The following is a 1,954-nucleotide window of genomic DNA, read 5'->3' as shown; positions in this document are numbered from 1 at the left end:
TGGATATAAGGTTAAAAGACAATCACAAATGCCGGGAAAACTCAGGCCACGATCCTTGCTGCATCTGCCTTGAAGATGTCTTCCACGGCTGCCTGATACTGCCCTGTTCTCACAAAGTTCATAGGGATTGTGCCATTGCAATGATTGAAAACGGGATAAGAACCTGCCCCATGTGCAGACAACCTCTACCCCTTCCGTCAGATGAAAACAATAATTAACCATCTGACCGAATTTAATAGTCGCTGCTGGTGACCGCTTCAGGTTTGCAGCGTGGCAGCACAGGGTAAGAAATCCATATAGCCATTCAGAAATACTTGGCTACTCTCTATGTCTACGAACAATAACGATGAAAAGTAATGCTCCTTTATTTTTCCACGGCAGAAAGTCAACACAAATTGTTCTGAGGTTTTCTATCAGGGAAATCAGAGCGGGTTGGCATTATTGACACAAGTTGTGTAACGAGACTTGAATGCATTTTTACCGCTTATTAGTAGTATTTGTTCTTTCCCTGCATGCTATTGCGATTGCGCCATTATGCAATTCTTCAACCATCGTTGACTGGCATAATCCGGGTGGGCAAAAGGTTCGGCTTGAAATCAACGGTGGTATAGTGCCTCAGGTTGTGAGTCAGTGGCAACTCTATTCCGACAATATAAAAGACAGTGATCTGAAAACCGGGCAAACCCTGAATAACACAGTGACACTGGCAGGAGACAATCTGGCTGGTAGCGCCGATTTGCCCGGAGGCAGCAACGGGGGCTTCTTCTATTCGTTTCCCTCTCCACCCTCCTGCAGTGGCGGAGGTGGGTGGCTACCTCTCGAGCGCATTGCCTTGAAGACCCATCTTACTGTTGGCATAAAAGCAGGTAATGATGGTGGAAAACCCTCTGGCAAGGTACCCGATGAAGAATCAAAAGACGAAAATAACGATCATCAAAAAGAGCAAAGAGATGAACCTGGAGGTCAGGAGAGCAGATCACCGGGACAATCTAATGATGGCAGTGGAAATAACAGAAAAGACGACAATGGAGAGGAGAATGAACAAAATGCTACGACTCAAGACCTTCAGGAACTTGCCAACCAGCTTATAGCTCTCATTGAATGCGGCGATCCCAATGCCGTTTTTATGCTGAGGGAAATACTGGATGTGCTAGACATGCCTCAGCGTTTGCAGGTTCTGGAAACAACAGGTACAAACGCCAGGGGTAACCCTGTCACTCCTCTTGAGGCAATACTGGAACTGCAACGTTCTGTCAAAAAAAATTCATTGCGCAATCGGTTTATCAAACAGCTGATAGAAGCCACAAGCGATAAAACACGGACTTTGAATGACCCTGATATTCTGTTTTCACTCCAACCGATCATTCCACCTGCCCGGGCACTGCCCGAGACTGGCGTCAACAACCTGAGGATTTTGTATAAGATTGTTCAGGATATAATCCGCAGGATTAATCAATCTGACCAACAAACACTTATAGGACAATTTGAAAAATATTGCTTTATCGAGTACTTCCTTCAATTATTCCTGCTCTATTCAAACCCACTTGAACCTATTCGTGAACTGTTAGGGAAAATATCAGATTCAGTCATAAGCCGTGATATTGTGATTCATGCGCAAACATTAACGCTCCCCATCTCTTTTCGCGATGCCTTTATAGAGCTTGAACAGCACCCATCCCGCCATGAATCAGCACACCTCTCAAATGAGCTGATAAGGCGGACACATACTTTCCACTCTTCACTAAAAGTACCTTTAATAGCGCCTGTAATCAGTCACAGTGATAATACCGCCAACGCTACGACTGCCAGCAATGCAATCAGATTCACCGATTCCATCCGGCAAGTTAATGGCTCCCACAGTGCCTCTGGCTCTGGCTGCTGTTCCCCTGACTTCCCCACGGATAGATACTTACAGCAGGGAGCAAGGCCAAAGCGACGAGCCCTTGCAAATCAG

2 protein-coding genes are annotated in these 1,954 nt (G+C 45.9%); both read left to right on the top strand.

Annotated elements, in window-relative coordinates:
• Positions 1 to 218: RING finger domain-containing protein (locus KDK18_RS02705; protein ID WP_257253016.1), on the top strand; the 218-nt coding region annotated here is incomplete at its 5' end.
• A gap of 251 nt (positions 219 to 469) precedes the next feature.
• Positions 470 to 1,954: hypothetical protein (locus tag KDK18_RS02700; RefSeq protein ID WP_257253015.1), on the top strand; the 1,485-nt coding region annotated here is incomplete at its 3' end.

Source organism: Endozoicomonas sp. SESOKO3, from assembly GCF_024606255.1.
The sequence above is the reverse complement of the archived record's forward strand: the minus strand, read 5'-3'. Positions and strand labels throughout refer to the sequence as shown.